The sequence below is a fragment of the Streptomyces plumbidurans genome, assembly GCF_019857225.1.
GTDB lineage: Bacteria > Actinomycetota > Actinomycetes > Streptomycetales > Streptomycetaceae > Streptomyces > Streptomyces plumbidurans.
Window position 1 is genome coordinate 34381 of record NZ_JAFJSY010000069.1, and the last position, 22345, is coordinate 56725.

The 22345-nt window shown below is 70.1% G+C and carries 18 protein-coding genes; 8 read left to right on the plus strand and 10 right to left on the minus strand.

Annotation, left to right across the window (positions count from 1 at the left end):
* Nucleotides 1-124: 124 nt before the first annotated feature.
* The 3 genes from JYK17_RS31630 to JYK17_RS31640 all read right to left on the minus strand — a co-directional run bounded on the left by JYK17_RS31630 (nt 125) and on the right by JYK17_RS31640 (nt 3574).
* Nucleotides 125-2032, minus strand: a complete 1908-nt coding sequence (locus tag JYK17_RS31630) for a S53 family peptidase (RefSeq protein ID WP_234547677.1) — start codon at nt 2030-2032, stop codon at nt 125-127.
* Between the two features lie 245 nt (nt 2033-2277).
* Nucleotides 2278-2907 (minus strand): DUF305 domain-containing protein, encoded by a 630-nt coding sequence (locus JYK17_RS31635; RefSeq protein WP_128803254.1) that lies wholly within the window; start codon nt 2905-2907, stop codon nt 2278-2280.
* Nucleotide 2908: 1 nt separating this feature from the next.
* Entirely contained in the window at nt 2909-3574 is a 666-nt protein-coding gene (locus JYK17_RS31640) for a thioredoxin-like domain-containing protein (RefSeq protein ID WP_222811706.1), read from the minus strand.
* 171 nt (nt 3575-3745) lie between these two features.
* Between JYK17_RS31640 and JYK17_RS31645 the strand changes: the two genes are divergently transcribed.
* Nucleotides 3746-4183: an RrF2 family transcriptional regulator gene (locus JYK17_RS31645; RefSeq protein ID WP_128803255.1), complete on the plus strand. Its 438-nt coding sequence runs from the start codon at nt 3746-3748 to the stop codon at nt 4181-4183.
* Nucleotides 4184-4740: 557 nt separating this feature from the next.
* Here the strand turns inward: JYK17_RS31645 and JYK17_RS31650 are convergent.
* Nucleotides 4741-5928, minus strand: a complete 1188-nt coding sequence (locus tag JYK17_RS31650) for a globin domain-containing protein (protein ID WP_222811708.1) — start codon at nt 5926-5928, stop codon at nt 4741-4743.
* A gap of 330 nt (nt 5929-6258) precedes the next feature.
* Here JYK17_RS31650 and glnA2 point away from each other — a divergent pair, with 330 nt between their 5' ends.
* The gene (glnA2, locus tag JYK17_RS31655; protein ID WP_108008033.1) at nt 6259-7620 is read left to right on the plus strand and encodes a gamma-glutamylpolyamine synthetase GlnA2; all 1362 of its coding nucleotides are present in this window, start codon (nt 6259-6261) and stop codon (nt 7618-7620) included.
* Between the two features lie 50 nt (nt 7621-7670).
* Here glnA2 and JYK17_RS31660 read toward each other — a convergent pair whose 3' ends face one another.
* From JYK17_RS31660 to JYK17_RS31675, 4 genes are all read right to left on the minus strand, one after another.
* Nucleotides 7671-7931: a hypothetical protein gene (locus tag JYK17_RS31660; protein WP_308011721.1), complete on the minus strand. Its 261-nt coding sequence runs from the start codon at nt 7929-7931 to the stop codon at nt 7671-7673.
* A 70-nt stretch (nt 7932-8001) separates the two neighbouring features.
* Nucleotides 8002-8403 (minus strand): VOC family protein, encoded by a 402-nt coding sequence (locus JYK17_RS31665; RefSeq protein ID WP_261996353.1) that lies wholly within the window; start codon nt 8401-8403, stop codon nt 8002-8004.
* Nucleotides 8404-8442: 39 nt separating this feature from the next.
* Entirely contained in the window at nt 8443-8883 is a 441-nt protein-coding gene (locus tag JYK17_RS31670; protein WP_222811709.1) for a VOC family protein, read from the minus strand.
* Between the two features lie 94 nt (nt 8884-8977).
* On the minus strand, nt 8978-9490 hold the full coding sequence (locus JYK17_RS31675; RefSeq protein WP_108008036.1) for a pyridoxamine 5'-phosphate oxidase family protein: 513 nt from the start codon (nt 9488-9490) through the stop codon (nt 8978-8980).
* Nucleotides 9491-9684: 194 nt separating this feature from the next.
* Between JYK17_RS31675 and JYK17_RS31680 the strand changes: the two genes are divergently transcribed.
* The gene (locus tag JYK17_RS31680; RefSeq protein ID WP_108008037.1) at nt 9685-12687 is read left to right on the plus strand and encodes a bifunctional [glutamine synthetase] adenylyltransferase/[glutamine synthetase]-adenylyl-L-tyrosine phosphorylase; all 3003 of its coding nucleotides are present in this window, start codon (nt 9685-9687) and stop codon (nt 12685-12687) included.
* A gap of 512 nt (nt 12688-13199) precedes the next feature.
* Here JYK17_RS31680 and JYK17_RS31685 read toward each other — a convergent pair.
* On the minus strand, nt 13200-14063 hold the full coding sequence (locus JYK17_RS31685) for a phosphatase PAP2 family protein (RefSeq protein WP_128803260.1): 864 nt from the start codon (nt 14061-14063) through the stop codon (nt 13200-13202).
* A gap of 131 nt (nt 14064-14194) precedes the next feature.
* Nucleotides 14195-15229 carry a LacI family DNA-binding transcriptional regulator gene (locus JYK17_RS31690; RefSeq protein WP_108008107.1) on the minus strand — a complete coding sequence of 345 codons (1035 nt, stop codon included), beginning with the start codon at nt 15227-15229 and terminating at the stop codon, nt 14195-14197.
* A gap of 361 nt (nt 15230-15590) precedes the next feature.
* On the opposite strand from JYK17_RS31690, the gene JYK17_RS31695 reads away from it, so the two are divergent.
* From JYK17_RS31695 to JYK17_RS31715, 5 genes are all read left to right on the plus strand, one after another.
* Nucleotides 15591-16865: an extracellular solute-binding protein gene (locus JYK17_RS31695; RefSeq protein ID WP_222811710.1), complete on the plus strand. Its 1275-nt coding sequence runs from the start codon at nt 15591-15593 to the stop codon at nt 16863-16865.
* 104 nt (nt 16866-16969) lie between these two features.
* Nucleotides 16970-17977: a carbohydrate ABC transporter permease gene (locus JYK17_RS31700; protein WP_108008040.1), complete on the plus strand. Its 1008-nt coding sequence runs from the start codon at nt 16970-16972 to the stop codon at nt 17975-17977.
* Between the two features lie 13 nt (nt 17978-17990).
* Nucleotides 17991-18899: a sugar ABC transporter permease gene (locus JYK17_RS31705; protein ID WP_108008041.1), complete on the plus strand. Its 909-nt coding sequence runs from the start codon at nt 17991-17993 to the stop codon at nt 18897-18899.
* 192 nt (nt 18900-19091) lie between these two features.
* Nucleotides 19092-20771, plus strand: a complete 1680-nt coding sequence (locus JYK17_RS31710; RefSeq protein WP_222811711.1) for a glycoside hydrolase family 13 protein — start codon at nt 19092-19094, stop codon at nt 20769-20771.
* 123 nt (nt 20772-20894) lie between these two features.
* Nucleotides 20895-22277 carry an alpha-amylase gene (locus JYK17_RS31715; RefSeq protein ID WP_181362365.1) on the plus strand — a complete coding sequence of 461 codons (1383 nt, stop codon included), beginning with the start codon at nt 20895-20897 and terminating at the stop codon, nt 22275-22277.
* Nucleotides 22278-22345 lie beyond the last annotated feature (68 nt).

A 22345-nucleotide genomic window follows, 5' to 3' on the forward strand; every position in this document is an offset into this window, starting at 1 on the left:
GTCAGAGCGACACAATGAGGGGCCCGGGTGATCCGGGCCCGCCCGCGGTGCATCCGCACACGGCGAAGGGGCGCGGGGTGTGTGCCACCCCGCGCCCCCTCAAGGTGCCGTTTTTGGCGGTGCCTCAGTGCTTCCGGTACGACTCCACGTAACCGTTCGCGGGCGTGCCCACGCCGGTGACGTCGTCGTAGCCCTTCACGGCGGACAGCGAGCTGTCCTTGCCGAGGGAGCGGACCGAGGTGGCCAGGCCGTCGGACGCGTCGACGCCGTTCACGAAGTCGACCCGGGCGACCGCCAGGCCGGAGCCCGTCGGGTTGTCCGTGACGTCGTGGTAGGCCTTCGACCCGTACTTGGCGTAGATCGACGGGTTGGCGAAGCCGATCGCCTTGCCGCCGCGCGCCTCCTGGGCCAGGGCCTGCACGGCCGCGATCACCGGAGCGGCGAGCGAGGTGCCGCCGATGCGGTACTCGGCGTACTGCTCGGACCCGTCCGGGAAGGTCTGCGTCTGACCGACCTTGAAACCGGTGTTGGGGTCGGCGATGGCGGAGATGTCCGGGACGACGCGGTTGCCGGCGGCGTTGTTGGCCGTGGCCAGCGCGTTCGGCACGACGCCCTTCTGGTACGCCGGCTCCGGCACCGTCTTGCTGGTGCCGCCGCCCGCGCCCGAGGTGAAGGCCCCGGGGAAGCCCTCCCAGCTCTTGCCGTCGGCAGAGAGGTTGGCCTTCTCGGTGCCCCAGCCGGTCTCCCACAGGTACTTGTCGCCCTTGCCGACCGCCAGCGAGGTACCGCCGACCGCCGTCACCCAGGCCGAGTTGGCCGGGGTGTCGACCTGCTTCGTACCGGTGTGAGCGACCTCGTCGCCGTTGTCACCGGAGGAGAAGTAGAAGCCGATGCCCTCGACCGCGCCGAACTGGAAGACCTGGTCGTACGCGGCGGCCAGGTCCGGCGTCTGGTTGGCCTCGATGTCGCCCCAGGAATTGGAGACGATGTCGGCCAGGTGCTTGTCGACGATCTTGCTCAGCGAGTCGAGCAGGTCGTCGTCCATGCAGGAGGCGGCGCCCACGTACGTGACGTCCGCGGCCGGCGCGACCGCGTGCACGGCCTCGACGTCCAGGGTCTCCTCGCCGTACCAGCCCGACGCGTCGCACTCGTCGGCGCCGGTGTTCGTGTAGTTCTTGGGCAGCGACTGGTGCAGCTGACCGGTCTTCCAGGTCGCGTCGCCGTGCTTCTTCGCGTACGTCTGGGCGTCGAAGGCGATGGTCGGCGAGGCGTACGCGTCCGTGATGGCGACGCGCACCTTCTTGCCGGTGTACTTGCCCGCGCCGTAGGCGGCCCGCAGCTGCTTGCCGGTGTAGCCCTTGACCGCGTACGGGATCTTCTTGCCGTACGCGTCCGGCAGCGTCTTCGCGACGTTCGAGCCGTAGTACGAGGAGAACGGGCCGGCGTTCTTGAACGCCGCGCCCGGACCCGGCAGTTGGTCGCTGTGGCTCGCCTTGTGCGGCGCGTTGTCCAGGCCGGTGACGGTCAGGACGGCGCCCTTGAGGCTGTCGGGCGCGGAGGCCGTCTTCGACGGCGCGCGGTACGTCTTGGAGCCCTTGCTGTAGTTGTGCAGCTGCGTGCCGAACGCCTTCTCGGCGGCGGCCACGTCACCGGTGACGGAGACGTAGTGCTGCGTGACGCCCGTGACCTTCAGGCCCGCGGACTTCAGCCACGACGTGACCGCGGCCACCTGGGCCTTGGTCGCGCCGAAGCGGGACTGCGTCTGCTTGGCGCTCAGGTACTTGCCGTACGACGCCGAGTTCGGGTCGGACACTGCCTTCGCGTACGCGGCGAGGCCCGCCGCGTCCTTGCCGGCCAGGTAGACCCGGGCGGAGACCTGGGCGCTGTTCGAGGTCGCGCCCTTGTCCGCCTTGGCCGTGGCCCAGGCGGGCCTGGTGCCCGCGAGCGTGTCCCGGCCCGGGTTGTCCGCGGCGTGCGCCGCGGGTATGCCGAGCGCCAGCGCGCCGGCGATCATGGGCAGAGTTGCTGCCATGCTCGCGGCGCGCATTCTGGCGCGATTGGATCTCATGGAACCCCCTGCGATGCGGTTCTTCGCACGTGTGGTTGGTCGTCGCCGGTCCACGGACGACCCGTTCCGCGGCGGAGGAGCGGGCAATGGATCAAGCGATAGGGGTCACTCTTGCGATGAACCGTTCATGCCAGGGGAATGGGTAAGCCAAGAGAACCCCAAGGAACCGTCAGCTGGGGTGATTTGGGGCTTTCGTTCCTTCGGTGGCGTTAAGAACGGGCCTTCGCCCCCCGTTCCTTGAGCATGTCCGCCATCAGTTTGATCTCCGACTGCTGGGCGTCGACCATGCCCTGCGCGAGATTCTTCTCCACGCCGACCGAGCACTTCGCCACACAGCCCTCGGCCATGTGGATACCGCCCTTGTGATGCTCCGTCATCAGCTGCAGATAGAAGATCTCCGCCTGCTTGCCGTTGAGGGTGCCGAGCTTCTTCATCTCGGTGTCGGTCGCCATGCCGGGCATCAGCGAGCCGTCCCCGCGCTCGGGCATGTCACCCATGCCCATCCAGGACATCGGCGGCTTCGACGACACCTTCGGCAGCCCCCACAGATCCAGCCAGCCCATCAACATGCCGCGCTGGTTGGCCTGCGTCTGGGCGATGTCGTAGGCGAGCCGCCGCACTTCGGTGTTCTTCGTGCGGTCGCGCACGATGTACGACATCTCGACGGCCTGCTGGTGATGCACCGCCATGTCCCGCGCGAAGCCGGCGTCCGCGGAGTCGGCCGACGGGGTGGCCGGGCGTGTGTCGCCGCCGTCCTCGGCGACCGCGTAGGTGATGCCCCCGGCCGCGACGAGCACCGCGACCGTGGCTGCCGTGATCCAGCCGGCGTACTTCCTCACGTCACATCGTCCCGCCCGTGCAGGAGGCACCCGGCTCCGGGGTCTGCTTGCCCTGCACATACGTCTCGAAGAACGCGGCGACCTTGGGGTCGTTCGCGCTCGTCACGCTCAACTGGTGCCCCCACGCGGACAGTTCGATCGGGGCGCTCTGGCTCGGGTAGGGGCTGATCAACGAGTACGGCGTCTGCTTGACCTTCGCGGTCAGCGTGGCCACGTCCGCCTTCTTCGCCTTGTCGGTGTACGTCACCCACACCGCGCCGTGCTCCAGCGCGTGCACGGCGTTCTCGTCCTTGACGGGCTTGGTGTAGACGTTGCCGTTGCAGTTGAGCCAGACCGGGTTGTGGTCGCCCCCGACCGGCGGGTGCATGGGGTAGTTCACGGTCGTCTGGACGTGGTTGCGGGTCAGCTTGCCCGTCCAGGTCCGCACCCCGTCCTTGCCCGTGACGAAGTGCCCCGAGCCCTGCGCCTTGGAGCTGCTCGCGGTGTCCTTGTCGTCGCCCTGGGACTTCACCACGAAGACCCCGCCGACCACGAGAGCGGCGACGACCACCGCGCTCGCGGCGACCACAAGGATGCGGTTGCGCCGCTGCCGGGACTGCTCGGCACGACGCATCTCCTCTATCCGCGCCTTGCGTGCCGCGCTCTGGGTCTTGTTGGCGGAGCCCATGGGGGTGTCCTTCTAAGAAAAGGGACGGTCGGGTTTGCTGATGGTAATGGGGAAGAGGGGGCGTCCGGTTGGCAGGTCCCGGGAATGGCCGGATCGACAGCAACCCGACAGCGAGCCGACGTCATCCGGTCGAAATTTGAATCCAGGATGCGCATTATCTAGGCTGGTGGTATGCGGCTGCTCCGATCCACCGATCTCGCGTTGCGCGTGCTCATGCGGCTCGCGGTCGCCGGTGAGTCCACGCCCGCGACCCGCGAGGTCGCGGCCGACATGGACGCGCCCTACACCCACGCGGCGAAGGTGGTGGCCGAACTCCAGCACATGGGGCTGCTGGACGCCCGCCGCGGCCGGGGCGGCGGCCTCACGCTCACCACGAAGGGCCGTACGGCATCCGTCGGCGCCCTGGTCCGCGCCTTCGAGGGGGACGGCGACGTGGTCGACTGCGAGGGCGGCACCACCCCCTGCCCCCTCAGCCCCGCCTGCCGCCTCCGAGGCGCCCTCCGCCAGGCCCAGGAAGCCTTCTTCGCCTCCCTGGACCCGGTGACGATCGCCGACATCGCCTCGGAGCCCACGGCGGCACTGCTACTGGGGATGCCGCGTATGCGGTGATGCGGCCCGAAGGGCTAGGCGCGTGCTACTGCGCCGGGTCCTGGGGGGAGAGAGATCGGCGCGAGGTTGGGGTCGGCTGCGCGCCGCCGGGCGGAATTGGCGGCCGAAGTCGCGGTTCGGGGGGCCGCGGCGAGGATGTTTGGTGGTGCGGCCTCTTCTCGACGGGCAGTCCCACGCTCTGAAGGTGCGGGGTGCCGGGCCGGGCGGGCGGGCTGGCGCGGAGACCGTATCTGGCGGCGCACCGTGCCGGGCTCGGCGCGGCGGTGCGCCGCTTGCGTCGCACTCGGCGCAGTGGCTCTCCTTGGTGGCTGCGCCGGGTCTAGGCGGTCTGCGCGAGGCTGAGGCCGGCCGCGTGCGCCGGGCTGACTTGGCCGTAGCCGCGGTTTGGGGGCGGCGCCGGGGATGCCCGGTGGGGTGGCCTCTTCTCGACGAGTACGCCCCGTGCTGAAGGCGCCGGGTGCCGGTGCCGGGCCGGAGTGGGCGGCGCACCGTCCGGGCCCGGTGGTGGCCGCCTTTCGTCGCACCCGGTGCAGTGGCTCTCCCGGCGCCCCCCGTGCTCAGGCCCTGCTCAACCAGAGGTCCGGGCCGAAGACCTCGTAGTGGATGTCGGCGGGGGAGAGGCCCTTGGTGAGGAGTTGGGTGCGGACCGCGCGCATGAAGGGGAGCGGGCCGCACAGGTACGCGCGTGTGGCGTGCGGGATGGTGAGGTCGTCCAGGTCGACGAGGCCGGTGCGGGTGCCGGGTGCGGCGTCGCGCTCGTACCAGAAGTGGACGGTGGCGTCCGGGAGCTTGTCCGTGAAGGCCAGGTGGTCGGCGCGCAGGGCGTGGTCCGCGGGGGAGCGGTCGCCGTGCACGACGGTGACCGGGGCGCCGTGGCCGGCGTTCGCGAGCTGCGCCAGCATGGCGACCATCGGGGTCACGCCGATCCCGGCGGAGGCCAGCAGCAGCGGGGTGTCCGCGGCGTCCTCCAGGACGAGGTCGCCGTAGGGGGCCGACAGCTCCAGTACGTCGCCCTCGCGCACGCGCGCGTGCAGATGGTTCGAGACCTCGCCCTCGGGAGCGGCACCGTCCCCGGGCACCCGCTTGACGCTGAACTGCCGCACGTTTGAACCGGCCGCCCCGGAGAGGCTGTACTGCCGTATCTGACGCGCGCCGTCCGGGAGTTCGGCCCGTACGGAGACGTACTGCCCCGCGCGGAAGTCCGCGACCGGCCCGCCGTCGGCGGGGCGCAGCCGGAACGTGGTCACGTCCGCGGTCTCCGCGACCCGCTCGACGACCTCCCACCGCCGCCACCCTGGCTCCCCGGACTCCTCGTACAGCCGCTTCTCGATGGCGCAGAGGGCGTTCGCCATCAGCCAGTAGACCTCGCCCCAGGCGGCCGCGACCTCCGGGGTGACGGCCTCGCCGAGGACCTCGGCGATCGCGGCGAAGAGGTGCTCGTGGACGAGCGCGTACTGCTCGGGCCGCACACCCAGCGAGGCGTGCTTGTGGGCGATCCGGGACAGCATCGCGTCCGGCCGCTGCTCCGGATGCTCCAGCAGGTGCGTCGCGAACGCGGCGATCGATCCCGCCAGGGCCTGGCGCTGGGTGCCGGCGGCCTGGTTCCCGCGGTTGAAGAGGTCGCGCAGCAGATCGGGGCGGGCGGCGAACAGTCCGGCGTAGAACCGCTCCGTGATCTCGGGAAGCGAGGCGCCGACGGCGGGAAGGGTGGCACGGACGAGGGCAGCAGCAGGCTCGGACAGCATCGGGGCTCCTTGTGAACTCGGCTGCTCCGCACGCTAGTTAAACTTGCATCTGAGATGCAAATTAAAAGAGCGTGGCGCTCCTCACGTGCGAGGCGGATGCGAGGTCGGTACGAGGTGGAGCAGGGCATTACGGATGTCAGTCCGAGCAGGCAGTATGGGCAGCAGAGCCGTACACCCGCGTATGTGCGGCATTCAGGCCGGAGTCGCTTGGTCGATCATGGTCTGCAACGCGCATGAAATGCTGTTGTGGTGTGATGCTCAGGTGCCCGACCGCCTCCTTGGGACAGGGGAGACAAGGCGGCCTGACCAGCAAGGATGGGGAAGCGGAAGATGGACAAGCAGCAGGAGTTCGTGCTCCGGACCTTGGAGGAGCGCGACATCCGGTTCGTACGCCTGTGGTTCACGGACGTGCTGGGCTTCCTCAAGTCCGTCGCGGTGGCCCCCGCCGAGCTGGAGCAGGCCTTCGACGAGGGCATCGGCTTCGACGGCTCGGCCATCGAGGGCTTCGCCCGGGTCTACGAGTCCGACATGATCGCCAAGCCCGACCCCTCGACCTTCCAGATCCTGCCCTGGCGCGCCGAGGCCCCCGGCACCGCCCGCATGTTCTGCGACATCCTGATGCCGGACGGCTCCCCCTCCTTCGCCGACCCGCGCTTCGTCCTCAAGCGCGCCCTGACCCGCGGCTCCGACCTGGGCTTCACCTTCTACACGCACCCGGAGATCGAGTTCTACCTGCTCAAGGACCGCCCGCTCGACGGCTCCCGCCCGACCCCCGCCGACAACTCCGGCTACTTCGACCACACCCCGCAGAACATCGGCATGGACTTCCGCCGCCAGGCGATCACCATGCTGGAGTCGATGGGCATCTCGGTCGAGTTCTCCCACCACGAGGGCGCCCCCGGCCAGCAGGAGATCGACCTGCGGTACGCCGACGCGCTCTCGACGGCAGACAACATCATGACCTTCCGCCTGGTCATGAAGCAGGTGGCGCTGGAGCAGGGCGTCCAGGCGACCTTCATGCCGAAGCCGTTCTCGGAGTACCCGGGCAGCGGAATGCACACCCACCTCTCCCTCTTCGAGGGCGACCGCAACGCGTTCTACGAGTCCGGCGCGGAGTACCAGCTCTCCAAGGTCGGCCGCTCCTTCATCGCGGGCCTGCTGCGCCACGCGGCGGAGATCTCCGCGGTCACCAACCAGTGGGTGAACTCCTACAAGCGCATCTGGGGCGGCTCGGAGCGCACCGCCGGCGCCGGCGGCGAGGCCCCCTCGTACATCTGCTGGGGCCACAACAACCGCAGCGCCCTGGTCCGCGTGCCGATGTACAAGCCCGGCAAGACCGGCTCCGCGCGCGTGGAGGTCCGCTCCATCGACTCCGGCACCAACCCCTACCTCGCCTACGCCGTCCTGCTGGCCGCCGGCCTCAAGGGCATCGAGGAGGGCTACGAGCTCCCGCCGGGCGCCGAGGACGACGTCTGGGCCCTCTCCGACGCCGAACGCCGCGCCCTGGGCATCGAGCCCCTCCCGCAGAACCTCGGCGAGGCCCTGATCCTCATGGAACGCAGCGACCTGGTCGCCGAAACCCTCGGCGAACACGTCTTCGACTTCTTCCTGCGCAACAAGCAGGCGGAGTGGCACGAGTACCGCAGCGAGGTCACGGCCTTCGAGCTGAAGAAGAACCTGCCGGTGCTGTAAGGGGCTGCTGAGCGAGGCTGACGGTGATGTGCCGTCAGCCCGCCGTGCTGTCAGCCCTCGACCGGCTGTGGGTGGCGGACCGTTCTGCGCAGTTGGGCCTCCACGGTGAAACGGGGCTCCCCCTCGTCCTTCGCGTAGGCGGTGATCGCGGCCTGGACGTCCGCGGCGAGTTCGCGCCACTCGCGCCATGCCTGGTCGTAGGCCGCCGTCTGCTCGTCGCTCCAGCCGGTCTCGTCGGCCGGTCGGCCGTACGCGTCACGGCGGGCCAGGACGTGCGCGTTCGCCCGGTCGACGGCGCGCTGCAACGTCACAAGATCATCAAAGCTGTGTGCCACAGGCATGGAGTCTAAGAGGTCGTTCCCCTCGCGCCTCCGGGACGGCTCAGCGCAGTAGCTGCCCGATGCCCATCAGATTGCCCTCGCTGTCGCGGAACCAGGCGGCGCGTTCGGCGCGGGCGCCCTTGCTCGGGTAGTGGCCCTGCACCTCGGTGATGCCGTCCACCGTACGCAGGCCGGGAACGTCGACGTCCTCGAACCGCACGCCACGGCGCCGGAGTTCGGCCACCACCGAGTCCAGGTCGTCGACCTCCCACGCCATCTGCGTGAAGGTCCCGGGCGAGGCACCCGTGGAGCGGAACACCACGAACTCCGTGCCGGCGGTGCGGTAGAGCAGCCCGCCGGGCCGCTCGTCGACGGGGTCGAGCCCGAGCTTCTCGGAGTAGAACCGCCGCGCCCGCTCCAGGTCCTGCGCGGGCAGCCGGGGCATCACACGCGCCCCGGCCATCGGTGCGGATCGGCCCCGCTGTTGCCGCCCCGGGCTCAACTACTCCTCCCGCCCCGCCTGTTCGGCCAGCACCCTGTGCAGTGGCTCCGTCTCCCGGCGCCGGTACTCCTGGATCGCCCAGCCGTTGCCGTCCGGGTCCTTGAAGTACATGAAGGTGGCGCCGTCCTGGGGTGCGAACGGCTGCGGCTCGGTGACGTCCAGGCCGCGCGCGGTCAGCTCCTCGTGGGCGGCCTTGGCGTCCGTCACGCACAGCTGCATGCCGTGGTACGTCCCCGGCCGCGGCGTGCCGGTCGGCACCTCCAGGCCGTCGACGAGCGCGATCGAGCAGCCCGAACCGGGCGGCGTCAGCTGCACGATCCGTACGCCCGGCATCACCTCGCCGTCCAGGTCCACATGGAAGCCGACCTTGTCCCGGTAGAACTCCTTGGCCCGGTCCACGTCGGAGACGGGCAGCAACAGCACTTCGAGGCTCATGTCCATGGAACGACTCCTTCGTCGTACGTCGGTCATGCGTCATGCGTCATGCGTCATGCGTCATGCGTCATGCGCCAGGCGTCGGGCGACCGGTCGTGCGTCAGGTGAAGCGCCACCGTGTCTGGCTGAACGGCTCCCCCTTACCGAAGCCGAAAACGGTGCGCGGCGCCACCGAGAAGACGAACGCCTGCCCGCCCCCGTGATGGAACGCCCCCTCCCGCACCTCGAAGTGCCAGAAGCTGCCGTACTTCGCCTCCCACGCGGCGGCCAGCTCGCGCAGCCGCCCCTCGTGCGTCACCCGCACCGCCTCGCCCTCCACGACCAGGTCGTAGCCCTTGTCCCAGGTGTTGTTGCCGGTCGTGAGCGTGACGTGCGGGTTCGCCGCGAGGTTGTGCGCCTTGCGCTCCTCGGGCCCCGTGCAGAAGTGCAGCGCGCCGTCCGCCCACACCGCGGGCAGCGGCGTCACATGCGGCCGCCCGTCCGGCCGCACCGTCGAGATCCAGAACAGCTCGGCCCGCGCGATCCGCGCCTCGGCCTCCGGCCAGGCGGTCGCTGTCGCCCGCGGATCGCTGTAACGGGTGTCGAGACGTGTCTGCGGGGTGCTGTCCGCCATGGGCCGTCCTCCTCGTACCGGAAGCTCCGTACCAAGGGGTGACCGCGGCCGACCCGGAAACTCATCGGGCGCCCGCCGGGAACGGCACTGCTCACCCGCTGAGACGCCCCTTCCGCCCCGGCGCCCCCGCCCCCGTCACCGGCTAGGCTCGGGCCAGTACGACCTTGGTCCGAGGGTCCGACAGGAGGACGGGGATGAGCGCGCCGGGGCGCAGAAGCAGTACCTTCACGCGGCTGCTGCGGCACGGATTCACCGATCCCTCGGCCGCCGAGCGGCTGCTGGACAGCCCGGAGCTCACGCATGTGCGCGACGACCCGGTCCTGCTGGAGGCACTCGGCGCGACCGCCGACCCGGATCTCGCGCTGCTCGGACTCGTACGCCTCCTGGAGGCGCAGCCCGGCCCCACCGCGCGCCACGAGCTGCTGGACACGCTGATAGCGGCCAAACCGCTGCGCGACCGGCTGCTCGGCGTGCTCGGCGCCTCCGCCGCGCTCGGCGACCACCTGCACCGCCACCCGCGCGACTGGGAGGCCCTGGTCACCTACGAGCCGCGCGACCTGCACCCGGGCGTGGAGGAGTTCGAGCGCGGGCTCGCCGAGGCCACCGACCCCGTCTCCCTGCGCGTCGCCTACCGCCGCTGTCTGCTGTCCATCGCCGCCCGCGACGTCTGCGGCACCACCGACATCGCCCAGAACGCCGCCGAACTCGCCGACCTCGCCACCGCCACCCTGCGCGCGGCCCTCGCGATCGCGAGCGCCGCCGCCCCCGAGGACGCCGCCCTGTGCCGGCTCGCGGTCGTCGCGATGGGCAAGTGCGGCGGCCACGAGCTCAACTACGTCTCCGACGTCGACGTGATCTTCGTCGGCGAGGCAGTCGACAGCGCCGACGAGGACAAGGCGCTGCGGGCCGCCACCCGGCTGGCCTCGCACATGATGCGGATCTGTTCCGAGACGACCGTCGAGGGCTCGATCTGGCCCGTCGACGCCAATCTGCGGCCCGAGGGCAGGAACGGCCCGCTGGTGCGCACGCTCTCCAGCCATGTCGCCTACTACCAGCGCTGGGCCAAGACCTGGGAGTTCCAGGCCCTGCTCAAGGCCCGCCCGGTGGCCGGCGACCTTGGGCTCGGCGAGGAGTACGTCGCCGCCCTCGAACCCCTCGTCTGGAAGGCCGCCGAGCGCGAGAACTTCGTCGCCGACGTCCAGCAGATGCGCCGCCGCGTCGTGGAGAACATCCCCGTCGCCGAGGTCGACCGCGAGCTGAAACTCGGCCCCGGAGGCCTCAGGGACGTCGAATTCGCCGTACAGCTGCTGCAGTTGGTGCACGGCCGCGCGGACGCGGGCCTGCGCAGCGGCACCACGCTGAACGCGCTGCAGGCGCTCGCGGCGGGCGGCTACGTGGGCCGCGCCGACGCCGTGCAGCTCGACCAGGCCTACCGCTTCCTGCGCTCCATGGAGCACCGCATCCAGCTCTACCGGCTGCGCCGCACCCATCTCGTCCCCGAGGACGAGGCCGACCAGCGCCGCATCGGCCGCTCGCTCGGCCTGCGCGTCGACCCGGTCGCCGAGCTGAACCGCGAGTGGCGCCGCCACGCCTCCGTCGTACGCCGGCTGCACGAGAAGCTCTTCTACCGCCCGCTGCTCGACGCGGTCGCCCAACTCGCCCCCGGCGAGGCCCGGTTGAGCGCGGAAGCGGCCCGCGAGCGGATGGTCGCGCTGGGCTACGCCGACCCGGCCGCCGCCCTGCGCCACCTGGAGGCGCTGGCCTCCGGCGTCACCCGCAAGGCGGCCATCCAGCGCACCCTGCTGCCCGTCCTGCTGGGCTGGTTCGCGGACTCCGCCGACCCGGACGCGGGCCTGCTCAACTTCCGCAAGGTCTCGGACGCCCTGGGCAAGACGCCCTGGTACCTGCGGCTGCTGCGGGACGAGGGCGCCGCCGCCGAGAACCTGGCGCGCGTGCTGTCCGCCGGACGCCTCGCCCCCGACCTGCTGATGCGTGCCCCGGAGGCGGTGGCCCTGCTCGGCGACGGCGGCGGCGACGGCCGCGGCCTCGAACCGCGCGGCCGCGAGCATCTGGAGCAGGAAATCCTCGCCGCCGTGCGCCGCGCCCAGAACGCGGAGCAGGCGGTCACCGCGGCCCGTGGCGTACGCCGCCGGGAGCTGTTCCGCACGGCCGCGTCCGACATCGTCCGCTCCTACGGCACCGAGACCCAGCCCGCCGAGGCCGACGAGGGCACCCTGGTGGACCGGGTCGGCGGCGCGATCTCCGACCTGACGGCGGCGACGCTCGCGGGCACGCTGCGCGCCGTGGTGCGCGAGAACTGGGGCGACACCCTGCCGACCCGCTTCGCGATCATCGGCATGGGCCGCTTCGGCGGACACGAAATGGGCTACGGCTCCGACGCCGACGTGCTCTTCGTGCACGAGCCGCCCGAGGGCACCGACGAGCGGACGGCCGCCGACGCCGCGAACAAGGTCGTCTCCGAGATGCGGCGCCTGCTGCAGCTGCCGAGCGCGGACCCGCCGCTGCTGATCGACGCCGACCTGCGCCCGGAGGGCAAGTCCGGCCCCCTCGTGCGCACCCTGAAGTCCTACGAGGCGTACTACCGCCGCTGGTCCCTGGTCTGGGAGTCGCAGGCGCTGCTGCGGGCCGAGCCGGTCGCCGGGGACGAGGAGCTGGGCCGCCGCTTCATCGAGCTGATCGACCCGCTGCGCTACCCCGCCGAGGGGCTCGGGGAGGACGCCGTACGGGAGATCCGGCGGCTGAAGGCCCGGATGGAGTCCGAGCGGCTGCCGCGCGGCACCGACCCCAAGCTGCACTCCAAGCTGGGGCCCGGGGGCCTGTCCGACGTCGAGTGGACCGTGCAGCTGCTGCAGATGCAGCACGGCTGGGCCGAGCCGGGGCTGCGGACCACCCGTACCCGCGAGGCCCTGGCCGCGGCGTGCGCGGCCGGGCTGATCTCCGCAGAGGACGCGGCGACCCTGGACGAGGCCTGGGTGCTCGCCACGCGCGTGCGCAACGCCGTGATGCTGGTGCGCGGCCGGGCCGGCGACACCTTCCCGTCGGACGGCCGTGAACTGGCCGCCGTCGGCCGGTACTTGGGCTTCGGCGACGGCCACGTCGGCGACATGCTCGACGCCTACCGGCGCTCCGCCCGGCGGGCCCGGGCCGTGGTGGAGGAGCTGTTCTACGGCGCGTAGGCCGTCGGTGACGGCGTGGGTCGGGCGGGTGCCGGCAGGCGGGGCGGGGCGTGGGGCAGGCGCCTGTACCGGGTTGGGGCCTCCGCGGACCCGGATCGGCGACGTGCTCGACGCCCACCGGCGCTCCGCCCGGCGGGCCCGGGCCGTGGTGGAGGAGCTGTTCTACGGGGCGTAGGCGTTCGGTGACGGCGTGGGTCGGGCGGGTGCCGGCAGGCGGGGGAGGGCGTGGGGCAGGCGCCGGTACCGGGTTGGGGTCTCCGCGGACCCGGAGCGGCGACATGCTCGACGCCTACCGGCGCTCCGCCCGGCGGGCCCGGGCCGTGGTGGAGGAGCTGTTCTACGGGGCGTAGGCGGTCGGTGACGGCGTGGGTCGAGCGGGTGCCGGCAGGCGGGGGAGGGCGTGGGGCAGGCGCCTGTACCGGGTTGGGGTCTCCGCGGACCCGGATCGGCGACATGCTCGACGCCCACCGGCGCTCCGCCCGGCGGGCCCGGGCCGTGGTGGAGGAGCTGTTCTACGGGGCGTAGGCCTTCGGTGACGCAGCGGGTCCAGCGGGCTCCGGGATGCGGGGCAGGGCGTACGGCAGGCGGCCGTACCAGATGCGGGCCACCGCGAACCCCAGGGCGAGGCAGAGCAGGCCGCCCACCGCGTCCAGCCAGAAGTGGTTCGCCGTGGCCACGATGACGGTCAGCGTCGCCATCGGGTAGAGCACACCGAGCACGCGCGCCCAGGGCGCCTTGGCCAGGAAGAAGATCGTCAGCCCGCACCACACCGACCAGCCGATGTGCATGGACGGCATCGCGGCGTACTGGTTCGACATGTGCTTCAGGTCGCCGGAGGCCATCGAGCCCCAGGTGTGGTGGACCAGGACCGTGTCGACGAAGGTGCTGCCGTTCATCAGCCGCGGCGGCGCCAGCGGATACAGGTAGTAGCCGATCAGGGCCGCGCCCGTGGTCACGAACAGCACCAGACGTGTCGCCGCGTAGCGGCCCGGATGCCGGCGGTACAGCCACACCAGCACGCCCAGCGTCACCACGAAGTGCAGTGTCGCGTAGTAGTAGTTCATGCCGGTGATCAACCAAGTCACCGAGTTCAGCGAGTGGTTGACCGACTCCTCGACGGCGATGCCGAGATGGTGCTCCGTCCGCCACAGCCAGTCGGCGTTGCGCAGCGCCTCGCCGCGCTGCTCCGGGACCGCGTTGCGGATCAGTGAGTACGTCCAGTAACTCACCGCGATCAGAACGATCTCGAACCACAGACGGGGTCGGCGCGGGGTGCGCAGCCGGGTCAGCGGACCCGCTCGGTCCGCGGCCGTGAGGGAGTCAGGAGCGGCCGTATTCCCACGGTCTTCCAGACTGGTCACGGTCGAGTCACCCATAGGCACAAAGTCTGCCAGAAACGCCTTCGCCCACCGATCATCCCTCGGTCGGGTTCGATGCGCATGTCCTACGACGGCAAGACGTCCCGGCCTCCTACCAGCGCACTGCGCGGGGCCGCGGATTCTCCGCCCTAGGGACGATTTCGGTCCCCAGGGGCCGAAGCGGTCGAACCGCGCACCACCAGCTCCGGCATGAACACGAACTCACTGTGCGGCGCAGGCGTTCCGCCGATCTCCTCCAGCAGCGTCCGCACCGCCGCCTGGCCCATCGCCGGGACCGGCTTGCGGATCGTGGTCAGCGGCGGGTCGGTGAAGGCGATCAGCGGGGAGTCGTCGAAGCCCACCACCGAGACGTCCCGCGGGACTTCGAGGCCCATCTGCCGGGCCGCGCGTATCGCGCCGAGCGCCATCATGTCGCTCGCGCACACCACCGCCGTGCAGTCGCGGCCGATCAGCGCGGTCGCGGCGGCCTGACCGCCCTCCAGCGTGTAGAGGGAGTGCTGGACGAGGTCGGTCTCGACCTCCTGCGCGGCAAGGCCCAACTGGTCCTGCATCGCGCGGACGAAGCCCTCGATCTTGCGCTGCACCGGCACGAACCGCTTGGGGCCGAGCGCGAGCCCGATCCGGGTGTGCCCCAGGGACGCCAGATGGGTCACCGCCAGCGTCATCGCGGCCCGGTCGTCGGGGGAGATGAAGGGCGCCTGCACCTTCGGCGAGAAGCCGTCCACCAGCACGTACGGAACGCCCTGTGCGCGCAGGCGGTCGTAGCGCTCCATGTCGGCGGTGGTGTCGGCGTGCAGTCCGGAGACGTAGATGATGCCGGCCACGCCCCGGTCGACCAGCATCTCGGTGAGCTCGTCCTCGGTCGAGCCGCCCGGCGTCTGGGTGGCGAGGACCGGGGTGTAGCCCTGCCGGGTCAGGGCCTGGCCGATCACCTGGGCCAGCGCGGGGAATATCGGGTTCTCCAGCTCCGGGGTGATCAGGCCCACCAGACCCTCGCTGCGCTGCCGCAGCCGCACCGGGCGTTCGTACCCCAGGACGTCGAGGGCGGCGAGCACGGACTGACGGGTGGTGGCGGCAACGCCCGGCTTCCCGTTGAGGACGCGGCTGACGGTCGCTTCGCTCACCCCCGCCTGCGCAGCGATGTCCGCAAGCCGTGTGGTCACGGCACCGGACTGTACCGGCCGTCTCGTCATCGCGGTCCCTCAGTTCTGGTCGGTGCCCCTCGTCCCGCAAGGCGATGATTCCCGTGCGGAAGCAGGATGGCAAGAGCTTGCAGAGTCTTGCACAACCCGGGCAATCCCCGCTCAGGCCCGTGGAACACGGGTCTCGCGGCGGTCGACCGGGGGTCACGGCGGGGTAACTTCTGCAGCCTCTTGCACTTTTTTTCTGCAAGGTCTTTCGCAAGGCTTGCATCGCTGTTACGTTCCCACTCGCCCGGCGGCTCCATCGGCGCAGTCGGCACGACGGGAGCGGCGGACGGGGCCCTCCCGGCACCACACGGGCTTTCACCCTCAAGGAGAACTCATGCGGCGTGGCATAGCGGCCACCGCGCTGGTGGCGTCCCTCGCCCTGGCGGCGACGGCGTGCGGCGGAAGTGACAGCGGCAGCGACAAGAGCGACGGCCCGGTCACCCTCACCTGGTGGGACACCTCCAACGCCACCAATGAGGCGCCGACGTACAAGGCCCTGGTCAAGCAGTTCGAGGCCGCCAACAAGGGCATCAAGGTCAACTACGTCAACGTGCCCTTCGACCAGGCGCAGAACAAGTTCGACACCGCCGCAGGCTCCAAGGGCGCCCCGGACGTGCTGCGCTCCGAGGTCGGCTGGACCCCCGCCTTCGCCAAGAAGGGCTACTTCCTGCCGCTGGACGGCACCGAGGCCCTCAAGGACCAGGGCAAGTTCCAGCCCAGCCTGATCAAGCAGGCCCAGTACGAGGGCAAGACCTACGGCGTCCCGCTGGTCACCGACACCCTCGCGCTCGTCTACAACAAGGCCCTGTTCAAGAAGGCCGGCATCACCGAGGCCCCCAAGACCTGGGACGAGCTGAAGGCCGACTCCGCCAAGATCGACTCCAAGGCCAAGGTCTACGGCTACTGGGGCTCCACGCAGGCCTACTACGCCCAGTCCTTCCTCTACGGCGACGGCACCGACACCGTCGACGCCTCCGCCAAGAAGATCACCGTGAACTCGCCCGAGGCCAAGAAGGCCTACGGCACCTGGCTGAGCCTGTTCAAGGGGCAGGGCCTGCACAAGGCGGACACCACCGCCGACGCCTACGCCCACATCCAGGACGCCTTCGTCAACGGCAAGGTCGCCTCGATCATCCAGGGCCCCTGGGAGATCACGAACTTCTACAAGGGCGCCGTCTTCAAGGACAAGTCCAACCTCGGCATCGCCACCGTCCCGGCCGGCACCTCCGGCAAGCCGGGCGCCCCGACCGGCGGCCACAACCTGTCCGTCTACGCCGGTTCCGACTCCGCGCACCAGAAGGCCGCGCTGAAGTTCGTCAACTTCATGACCTCCGCGAAGTCGCAGACGCAGATCGCGCTGAAGAACTCGACGCTGCCGACCCGCGCCGACGCCTACACCGCCGAGGTCAAGTCCGACCCGGGCATCGCCGGCTTCCAGACGGTCCTGCCCGCCGCCCAGCCGCGCCCCGCGCTGCCCGAGTACAGCTCCCTGTGGGGCCCGCTGGACACCGAGCTGCCCAAGATCGCCGGCGGCAAGGAGTCCCTGGACAAGGGCCTGAGCAACGCTGAACTCGCCATCGCCAAGCTGGTGCCCGACTTCAGCAAGTGAGCCCCGGGTGGCCGTCGGAACCGCCCCCGGGGGACGGGCCCGACGGCCACCGGCCTGCGCGCAGCCACCTCTCAGAGCCGTAGAACTTCCAGAAGGTGTCGAACATGACAGTCGCCATCGACCGCGCGACCGGAAAGGTCCGGGGTGGCCGCGGGCCACGCCACGGCCTGGGGCAACGCCTCAGGCACGGCTACCAGAAGCACTGGTACGCCTACGTGATGATCGCCCCGGTGATCGTCGTACTCGGCGTCCTCGTGCTGTACCCCTTGGTGTACGGCCTGTATCTGACGTTGACCGACGCCAACAGCCTGAACACCGCGCGCACGATCGGCGTCAACCACATCGACGCCACCTACAAGTTCATCGGGCTCGACAACTACAAGGACATTTTGTTCGGCCCGCTGTCGTACGACCGCTTCTGGTCGCACTTCATCTGGACCGTCGCCTGGACGGCCCTGTGCGTCGCCCTCCACTACACGATCGGGCTGGGGCTGGCGCTGCTGCTCAACCAGAAGCTGCGCGGCCGGACCCTCTATCGGCTGCTGCTCATCGTGCCCTGGGCCGTGCCCACCTTCGTCACCGTCTTCGGCTGGCGGATCATGCTCTCCGACGGCGGGATCATCAACACCTTCCTCCACATGCTGCATCTGCCGCAGCCGTCCTGGCTGGAGGACACCTTCTGGCAGCGGTTCGCGGCCATCATGGTCAACACCTGGTGCGGTGTGCCGTTCATGATGGTCTCGCTGCTCGGCGGACTGCAGTCGATCGACGCCTCGCTGTACGAGGCCGCCGAGATGGACGGTGCGAGCGCCTGGCAGCGCTTCCGGTACGTCACCCTGCCGGGACTGAGGTCCGTCAGCTCCACCGTCGTCCTTCTCGGCATCATCTGGACCTTCAACCAGTTCGCCGTCATCTTCCTGCTGTTCGGCGCGAACTCGGCCCCGGACGCCCAGATCCTCGTCACCTGGGCCTACTACCTCGGCTTCGGACAGCAGCCGCGCGACTTCGCGCAGTCGGCCTCCTACGGCATCCTGCTGCTGGCCATCCTGATCGTCTTCACCTCGTTCTACCGCCGCTGGCTGAACCGCAATGAGCAGCAGCTCGCGATCTGAGGCAGGAGTTCCCATGAGTACGACCACTGTCGCGACCTCAGCCGCGGTGACCGACGACGGCCCGGCGCAGAGCCCCCGCAGAATGCGGCGCCGCGGCGAGCGCAGCCTCGCGGCGTCCCTCACCTCCCACGGCATCCTGATCGCCGGAAGCGTGATCGCGCTCTTCCCGATCATCTGGCTCGTCTTCCTGTCCCTCGGCCCGGACAAGGACGACTACCTCCACCCGGGCGGCATCTGGAAGAAGATGACGTTCGACAACTACTCGTTCGTCCTGCAGCACACCAGCTTCTTCGACTGGCTGAAGAGCTCCCTGATCGTCTCGCTCGGCACCACGGTGCTCGGCGTCCTGGTCGCCGCCACCACCGGCTACGCGGTCTCCCGCATGCGCTTCCCGGGCTACCGCAAGTTCATGTGGGTGCTCCTGGTCACCCAGATGTTCCCGGTGGCCGTGCTCATGGTGCCGATGTACCAGATCCTCTCCGACCTCGGACTCATCGACAGCTACCTCGGTCTGATCCTCGTCTACTGCTCGACGGCGGTGCCCTACTGCGCCTGGCTGCTCAAGGGGTACTTCGACACCATTCCGTTCGAGATCGACGAGGCCGGGCGGGTCGACGGGCTGAGCCCCTTCGGGACGTTCGCGCGGCTGATCCTGCCGCTCGCCAAGCCCGGTCTGGCGGTCGCCGCGTTCTACAGCTTCATCACCGCGTTCGGCGAGGTCGCCTTCGCCACCACCTTCATGCTGGACGACCAGAAGTACACGCTCGCCGTCGGCCTGCAGACCTTCGTCAGCGAACACGACGCCCAGCGCAACCTGATGGCGGCCACGGCCGTACTGATCGCGATACCAGTCTCCGCGTTCTTCTACCTGGTGCAGAAGAACCTGGTGACGGGCCTGACCGCAGGCGGCACAAAGGGCTAGACGCCGGTCCTGCAGCGCGCCCCAAAGGGGCGCGGGGCTGTGTCGATATGCGGCTCCGCCGCGTGCGCGCGACCAGCCACAACGGCGCCGCACCAAACCCGAGGCGGTCGCGATGTCCATCCGACCCCGCAGTCATCGCGACCGCCTCGCTCCAACACCTGACCCCATGACCCTGTTACGCACAAGGACGCCATGAGCCAGCAACACTCCGCCATTGCCCCGGCAGGGCACCCCGCCGAAGCCGAGCGCGGCGACTGGTGGCGGGACGCAGTGATCTACCAGGTCTATCCGCGCAGCTTCGCCGACAGCGACGGCGACGGCATGGGGGATCTGGAAGGGGTGCGCTCCCGCCTGCCGTACCTGCGGGACCTGGGCGTGGACGCCGTATGGCTCAGCCCCTTCTACGCCTCCCCGCAGGCCGACGCCGGCTACGACGTCGCCGACTACCGGGCGGTCGACCCCATGTTCGGCAACCTCCTGGACGCCGACGCGCTGATCCGCGACGCCCGCGAGCTGGGCCTGCGCATCATCGTCGACCTGGTGCCCAACCACTCCTCCGACCAGCACGAGTGGTTCAAGCGCGCGCTGCGGGAGGGCCCGGGCTCACCGTCGCGCGAGCGCTACCACTTCCGGCCCGGCCAGGGCGTACGCGGCGAACTCCCGCCCAACGACTGGGAGTCCATCTTCGGCGGCCCGGCCTGGACGCGGGTGACCGAGCCGGACGGCACCCCCGGCGAGTGGTACCTGCACCTCTTCGCCCCCGAGCAGCCCGACTTCAACTGGGAACACCCTGCGGTCGGCGACGAGTTCCGCTCCATCCTGCGCTTCTGGCTGGACATGGGCGTCGACGGCTTCCGCATCGACGTCGCGCACGGCCTGGTGAAGGCGGCGGGCCTGCCCGACCTCGGCTCCCACGAGCAGCTGAAGCTGCTGGGCAACGATGTCATGCCGTTCTTCGACCAGGACGGCGTGCACGAGATCTACCGCCAGTGGAGGCTGGTCCTCGACGAGTACGCCGGCGAGCGCATCTTCGTGGCCGAGGCGTGGACCCCGACCGTCGAGCGCACCGCCAACTACGTCCGCCCCGACGAACTGCATCAGGCCTTCAACTTCCAGTACCTGTCGACGGCTTGGGACGCGCACGAACTGCGCGAGGTCATCGACCGCACCCTGGAGTCGATGCGCCCGGTCGGCGCCCCCGCGACCTGGGTGCTCTCCAACCACGACGTCACCCGGCACGCCACCCGCTTCGCCAACCCGCCCGGCCTCGGCACCCAGATCCGGCTGGCCGGCGACCGCGAGCTGGGGCTCAGGCGCGCCCGCGCCGCGAGCCTGCTCATGCTGGCCCTGCCCGGCTCGGCCTACGTCTACCAGGGCGAGGAGCTCGGCCTGCCGGACGTCGTCGACCTTCCCGACGAGGTGCGCCAGGATCCGGCGTACTTCCGCGGCGCCGGACAGGACGGCTTCCGCGACGGCTGCCGGGTGCCCATCCCGTGGACGCGCGAGGGATCGTCGTACGGCTTCGGCAGCGGCGGCAGCTGGCTGCCGCAGCCGGCGGGCTGGGGCGAGTTGAGCGTGGAGGCGCAGCAGGGCGTACCGGGCTCGACGCTGGAGCTGTACCGCAGCGCCCTCGCGGTCCGCCGCGAGCAGCCCGACCTGGGCGCGGGCGACGCGGTCGAGTGGCTGCGCGCCCCCGAGGGCGTACTCGCCTTCCGGCGCGGGGAGTTCGTGTGCGTCGCCAACACCGGCGGTGAGTCGGTGACGACACCGTCGTACGGCCGCGTCCTGCTCACCAGCGGCGACGTGACCGAGGCGGACGGCGGGACGAAGGTGCCGGCGGACACGACGGTCTGGTTCACCACGCGTCGCTGAAATTTCTTGCATCAACTTCACACGGCCCGCTGCCTTTTCAGGCGGCGGGCCTTTAACATCTCCGTCACCGCAAGTTGGTTGAAAACTTGCAGCAAGAGCCTTCAACGGTGAAGGAGCCCCCACATGGCGCGCAGAACGCTCTCCGCACTCTCCGCGACGGTCGCCCTCACGGCCGCCGCCCTTGTCATGACCCCGACGGCCGCACAGGCTTCCCCGCCCGGCACCAAGGACGTCACCGCCGTCCTCTTCGAGTGGAACTTCGCCTCGGTCGCCAAGGAGTGCACGAACACCCTCGGCCCCGCCGGCTATGGATACGTCCAGGTCTCCCCGCCCGCCGAGCACATACAGGGCTCGCAGTGGTGGACCTCGTACCAACCCGTGAGCTACAAGATCGCGGGCCGCCTCGGCGACCGCGCGGCCTTCCAGAACATGGTCAGCACCTGCCACGCGGCCGGTGTGAAGGTCGTCGTCGACACCGTCATCAACCACATGTCCGCGGGCAGCGGCACCGGCACCGGCGGATCGTCGTACACGAAGTACGACTACCCCGGGCTGTACTCGGTCTACGACTTCGACGACTGCACCGCCCAGGTCAGCAACTACCAGGACCGCTGGAACGTCCAGCACTGCGAACTGGTGGGCCTCGCCGACCTGGACACGGGCGAGGAGTACGTCCGCAAGACCATCGCCGGGTACATGAACGACCTGCTCTCCCTCGGCGTCGACGGCTTCCGCATCGACGCGGCCAAGCACATCGACGCCGCCGACCTGGCGAACATCAAGTCCCGGCTGACCAACCCGAACGCGTACTGGAAGCAGGAGGTCATCTACGGCGCGGGCGAGGCCGTCCAGCCCACCGAGTACACGGGCAACGGCGACGTCCAGGAGTTCCGCTACGCCTACGACCTCAAGCGCGTCTTCAACGACGAGAACCTCGCCTACCTGAAGAACTTCGGCGAGGGCTGGGGCTACATGAGCAACTCGGTGGCAGGCGTCTTCGTCGACAACCACGACACCGAGCGCAACGGCTCCACGCTGAACTACAAGGACGGCGCCAACTACACGCTGGCCAACGTCTTCATGCTCGCCTACCCCTACGGCGCCCCGGACATCAACTCCGGCTACGAATGGTCCGACGCGGACGCGGGACCGCCCAACGGCGGCCAGGTGAACGCCTGCTGGCAGGACGGCTGGAAGTGCCAGCACGCCTGGCCGGAGATCAAGTCCATGGTCGCCTTCCGCAACGCCACCCGCGGCCAGTCCGTCACCAACTGGTGGGACGACGGCGCCGACGCCATCGCCTTCGGCCGCGGCAGCAAGGGCTTCGTGGCCATCAACCACGAGTCGGGCTCGCTGACCCGGACCTACCAGACGTCCCTGCCCGCGGGCGCCTACTGCGACGTCCAGAAGAACACGCAGGTCACCGTGGACTCCAGTGGTCAGCTCAACGCAACTCTGGCCGCCAACACGGCACTCGCGATCTACGCGGGAAAGTCGAGCTGCTGAAACTCTTTGCTATGGGTTTCAAAACTCTTGCTGTAAACCTTTCGTCAGCGGTACGGTCGCGCGGGGTC

Coding starts and splice junctions, on each gene's coding strand:
- JYK17_RS31630 (WP_234547677.1), bottom strand. CDS start 2,032: ATGGCAGCAACTCTGCCCATGATCGCCGGCGCGCTGGCGCTCGGCATA.
- JYK17_RS31640 (WP_222811706.1), bottom strand. CDS start 3,574: ATGGGCTCCGCCAACAAGACCCAGAGCGCGGCACGCAAGGCGCGGATA.
- JYK17_RS31645 (WP_128803255.1), top strand. CDS start 3,746: ATGCGGCTGCTCCGATCCACCGATCTCGCGTTGCGCGTGCTCATGCGG.
- JYK17_RS31650 (WP_222811708.1), bottom strand. CDS start 5,928: ATGCTGTCCGAGCCTGCTGCTGCCCTCGTCCGTGCCACCCTTCCCGCC.
- glnA2 (WP_108008033.1), top strand. CDS start 6,259: ATGGACAAGCAGCAGGAGTTCGTGCTCCGGACCTTGGAGGAGCGCGAC.
- JYK17_RS31665 (WP_261996353.1), bottom strand. CDS start 8,403: ATGGCCGGGGCGCGTGTGATGCCCCGGCTGCCCGCGCAGGACCTGGAG.
- JYK17_RS31670 (WP_222811709.1), bottom strand. CDS start 8,883: ATGGACATGAGCCTCGAAGTGCTGTTGCTGCCCGTCTCCGACGTGGAC.
- JYK17_RS31675 (WP_108008036.1), bottom strand. CDS start 9,490: ATGGCGGACAGCACCCCGCAGACACGTCTCGACACCCGTTACAGCGAT.
- JYK17_RS31680 (WP_108008037.1), top strand. CDS start 9,685: ATGAGCGCGCCGGGGCGCAGAAGCAGTACCTTCACGCGGCTGCTGCGG.
- JYK17_RS31685 (WP_128803260.1), bottom strand. CDS start 14,063: ATGGGTGACTCGACCGTGACCAGTCTGGAAGACCGTGGGAATACGGCC.
- JYK17_RS31695 (WP_222811710.1), top strand. CDS start 15,591: ATGCGGCGTGGCATAGCGGCCACCGCGCTGGTGGCGTCCCTCGCCCTG.
- JYK17_RS31700 (WP_108008040.1), top strand. CDS start 16,970: ATGACAGTCGCCATCGACCGCGCGACCGGAAAGGTCCGGGGTGGCCGC.
- JYK17_RS31705 (WP_108008041.1), top strand. CDS start 17,991: ATGAGTACGACCACTGTCGCGACCTCAGCCGCGGTGACCGACGACGGC.
- JYK17_RS31710 (WP_222811711.1), top strand. CDS start 19,092: ATGAGCCAGCAACACTCCGCCATTGCCCCGGCAGGGCACCCCGCCGAA.
- JYK17_RS31715 (WP_181362365.1), top strand. CDS start 20,895: ATGGCGCGCAGAACGCTCTCCGCACTCTCCGCGACGGTCGCCCTCACG.